Source organism: uncultured Amaricoccus sp. (genome assembly GCF_937858865.1).
Classification (GTDB): Bacteria; Pseudomonadota; Alphaproteobacteria; order Rhodobacterales; family Rhodobacteraceae; genus Amaricoccus.
Genome location: NZ_CALLYO010000360.1, coordinates 1 through 3,537 on the forward strand (window position 1 = coordinate 1; position 3,537 = coordinate 3,537).

General features: G+C 72.9%; 3 protein-coding genes. 1 reads left to right on the top strand and 2 read right to left on the bottom strand.

What is annotated here, in order from left to right; all coding sequences use genetic code 11:
* Together Q0112_RS10405 and Q0112_RS10410 are read right to left on the bottom strand one after the other, a co-directional pair.
* Positions 1-751, bottom strand: a 751-nt coding sequence (locus tag Q0112_RS10405) for an FAD-binding protein (protein ID WP_297974879.1), incomplete at its 3' end; no start/stop codon positions are given.
* 124 nt (positions 752-875) lie between these two features.
* Positions 876-2,309 carry an FAD-linked oxidase C-terminal domain-containing protein gene (locus Q0112_RS10410; protein ID WP_297974874.1) on the bottom strand — a complete coding sequence of 478 codons (1,434 nt, stop codon included), beginning with the start codon at positions 2,307-2,309 and terminating at the stop codon, positions 876-878.
* Positions 2,310-2,436: 127 nt separating this feature from the next.
* Here Q0112_RS10410 and Q0112_RS10415 point away from each other — a divergent pair.
* A partial coding sequence (locus Q0112_RS10415) for an iron-containing alcohol dehydrogenase (RefSeq protein ID WP_297974877.1) occupies positions 2,437-3,537 on the top strand: 1,101 nt, incomplete at its 3' end.

Here is a 3,537-nt window from a genome sequence, read left to right on the forward strand (position 1 = left end):
GCGGCCCCTCCTCCACCCGCGCCGCGCCGAAGCCGGCGAGCGCCCGCGCCAGCTCCGCCGCCCGATAGGCGACCGACCCGGCGAAGCCCTCGAGCCGCAGGAACGTCCCCCGCCCCGGCCGGTGCGCCGCGCCCGAGACCTGGAAGGGGGTGGCCAGCGCCGCCCGCATCGCCCGCCCGGCGGCCTCGTCGTCGAGCCCGCCCAGGACCACCGTCGCCACCGCCTGCGGCCGCGGCAGCACCTTGAAGGCGAGCTCGGTCAGCACCCCGAGCGTGCCGTGGCTGCCCGCCATCAGCTTCACCAGGTCGAGGCCGGTCACGTTCTTCATCACCCGCCCGCCGTTCTTCACCACGGCACCGGTGCCGTCGACGAAGCGCACCCCGATCAGGCTGTCGCGGCAGGCGCCGGCCTGGATGCGCCGCGGCCCGGAGGCGTTGACCGCGACCATGCCGCCCACGGTCGGCACGCCGTTCGCGCCCCCGATCGGCCGCGCGTCCCACGGCTCGAAGGGCAGCATCTGCCCCTCCGCCGCCAGCGCCGCCTCGACCTCGGCGAGCGGCGTCCCGGCGCGCACCACCATCGTCAGCGCCCCCGGCTCGTAGAGAGTGATCCCGGCCAGCCCCGCGACCGACAGCCGCGCGCCCGGGACCGGGTGGCCGATGCCGCGCGTGCCGCCGCCCTCGATCGCCAGCCCCTCGGCCGGCGCCCCCCGCACCATCTCCGCCAGCTCTTCCTCCGTACGCGGCCGCAGCGTCTCGCCGGATCCGGGCGCGTTAACGAAGGTTTCCATCAGGTTGACAGGTCATGACTTCCCATTCAAATTCAATAGCTTGCCCAAATGGGCGCGCGCGCCCACCTGCGCCGGGTGCCACCCCTCACGCCGCCCTCCGCGACTGGCTGGTGGCCAGCGGGAAGACCTTGGCCGGATTGAGCAGCCAGCGGGGATCGAAGACGTCCTTCACCCTGAGCTGCGCCTCCAGATCCTCCGCCGCATACTGCACGTCCATCAGGTCGCGCTTCTCCACCCCGACCCCGTGCTCGCCGGTCAGGCACCCGCCGACCTCGACGCAGAGCCGCAGGATGTCGAAACCGAGCGCCTCCGCCTTGGCGAGCTCCTCGGGATCGTTCGCGTCGTAGAGGATCAGCGGATGCATGTTCCCGTCCCCGGCATGGAAGACGTTGGCGACCGCCAGCCCATAGCCCTCGGTCAGCTCCCCGATCCGCCGCAGCACGAAGGGCAGCTCCCCGACCGGGATCGTCCCGTCGAGGCAGATATAGTCGGCGATCTGCCCCATCGCCCCGAAAGCGGCCTTCCTCCCCTTCCAGATCAGCGCCGATTCCTCCGCCGACCCGCTCTCGCGCAGCACCTCCGGCCCATGCCGCCGAGCCACCTCCATGATATGCCCGAGCTGCTCGGCGATCTCCGCCTCCGACCCCTCCACCTCGACGATGAGCAGCGCCTCCACGTCCGGATAGCCGGCATGGGCGAAGTCCTCGCACGCCCGGATGCACGGCCGGTCCATGAACTCGATCGCCACCGGCAGCACCCCGGCGCGGATGATGTCCGCGACGCAGGCCCCCGCCACCTCGCTCGAGGAGAACCCCATCAGCACCGGCCGCGCCCCCTCGGGCTTGGCGAGGATGCGCAGCGTCGCCTCGGTCACAACCCCGAGCTGCCCCTCCGAGCCGCAGATCACCCCGAGCAGGTCGTACCCCGGCGCGTCGAGATGCGCGCCCCCGATCTCGACCACGGTCCCGTCCATCAGCACCATGGTCACGCCGAGCAGGTTGTTGGTCGTCACCCCGTACTTCAGGCAATGCGCCCCGCCCGAGTTCATCGCGATGTTCCCGGCGATGGCGCAGGCGAGCTGGCTCGACGGATCCGGCGCATAGAAGAAGCCGTCCTCCTCCACCGCCCCGGTCACGCTGAGATTGGTCCGCCCCGTCTGCACCCGGATGAAGCGGTTCCCGTAGTCCGTCTCCAGCACCGCGTTCATCCGCGCCACCCCGAGCAGCACGCTGTCCGCCGTTGGCAGCGAGCCGCCGGCGAGGCTCGTCCCCGACCCCCGCGGCACCACCGGCACGCCCTCCGCGTGGCAGATCCGCAGCACCTCCGCCACCTCGGCGGTGGAGGAGGGCAGCACCACCGCCAGCGGCGAGCAGCGGTAGGCGGTCAGCGCGTCGCACTCGTAGGCGCGCACCTCGGCCGGATCGTGGATCACCCCGCCGGGCCCCAGCGCCGCCTGCAGACGGCGCACGATCTCGGCCTTGCGGGCGAGGATGGCGCGATCCGGCTCGGGCATCTGCATGGTCGGGCTCCCGGACTGTCGACCGAGAACCTAGGGCCGCCGGCGGGGGAAGCCAAGCCCTGCGTGCCTCCCCTGCCCCACTCCGATATACCGATCCCGCAGGGACGATTCACCGGGAGGCGCCACGTTGAGCACGATAAGCTACCTCACGCGGATCGAGTTCGGCGCGGGCGAGATCGCCCGCCTCCCCGACCTCCTCGCCGAGCTCGGCATCCGCCGCCCGCTCCTCGCCACCGACGCCGGCATCGTCGCCTCCGGCCTCGTGGCGCGCGTGACGGACCGCCTCCCCGCCGCCACCGTCTTCGACGCCACGCCGGCCAACCCCACCGAGGATGCGGTGACCGCGGCGCACGCGCTCTACCGGGCGGAGGGCTGCGACGGCATCGTCGGCCTCGGCGGCGGCTCCTCGCTCGACCTCGCCAAGGCGGTGCGCCTCCTCACCGGCCACGAGGGCCCGCTCGAACAGTATACTGCCGTCGCCGGCGGCGCCCGGCGCATCCACGGCCGGATCTGCCCGATGATCGCCGTCCCGACCACCGCCGGCACCGGCTCCGAGGTGGGGCGGGCGGCGGTCATCATCACCGCGGCCGGCCGCAAGCTCGGGATCGTCTCTCCCTTCATGCTGCCCTCGATCGCCCTCTGCGACCCCGAGCTCACCTACGGGCTGCCGCCGCGGCTGACCGCCGCCACCGGCATGGACGCGATCTCGCACTGCCTCGAGACCTACATGGCGCCCGCCTTCAACCCGCCGGCCGAGGCGATCGCGCTGCACGGGCTCGACTGCGGCCTCGCCGCCCTCGAGCGCGCCGTCGCCGACGGCACCGACCGCAACGCCCGCCGCGACATGATGGTCTGCGCGCTCGAGGGTGCGCTGGCCTTCCAGAAGGGTCTCGGCGCCGTGCACGCGCTGACCCACCCGCTCGGCGCGATCCGCGAGCTCAACCTCCATCACGGCACGCTGAACGCCGTGCTGATGCCGGCGGTGCTCCGCTTCAACCGCCCGGCGATCGGCGGCAAGTGGGACCTGCTCGCGAAGCGCATGGGAGGGGCGCCGGACCAGATCGTCGCCGCGCTGAACGCACGGATCGGCATGCCGCCCGGCCTGACCGGGCTGGGCGTGACCGAGGCGATGATGGAAACGGTCGCGCACGCGGCGCCGAACGACCACTGCCACGCGACGAACCCCCGCCTCGCCACGCCGGAGGAATATCTGGCGATCCTGCGCGAC

Bases quoted from the DNA above. Each gene is read 5' to 3' on its own strand.
- Q0112_RS10410 (WP_297974874.1), bottom strand. From the start codon at position 2,309: ATGCAGATGCCCGAGCCGGATCGCGCCATCCTCGCCCGCAAGGCCGAG.